This window comes from Exiguobacterium sp. s6 (assembly GCF_018618155.1).
Taxonomy (GTDB): domain Bacteria; phylum Bacillota; class Bacilli; order Exiguobacteriales; family Exiguobacteriaceae; genus Exiguobacterium; species Exiguobacterium mexicanum_A.
Genome location: NZ_JACSLN010000015.1, coordinates 1 through 230, shown reverse-complemented (window position 1 = coordinate 230; position 230 = coordinate 1). Strand labels below are relative to the sequence as shown.

General features: G+C 43.9%; 1 rRNA gene. It reads right to left on the bottom strand.

What is annotated here, in order from left to right:
* A 5S ribosomal RNA gene (gene rrf / locus KNP75_RS15655) occupies window positions 1-87 on the bottom strand; the annotation flags it as partial.
* Between the last annotated feature and the right edge of the window lie 143 nt (window positions 88-230).

The following is a 230-nucleotide window of genomic DNA, read 5'->3' as shown; positions in this document are numbered from 1 at the left end:
AGACCCCCAACTACTTTCGGCGCTGAAGCGCTTAACTTCCGTGTTCGGCATGGGAACGGGTGTGGCCGCTTCGCTATCGCCACCAGACATATATGAGATTAACATTATCTTAACATAATGTCAACTCTTTTTTAAGAGATTGTTCTCTCAAAACTGAAGACTCATCAATTCACACAAACCATTAGACTAGATCAAAGCCTCGACCGATTAGTATCATTCAGCTCCACACG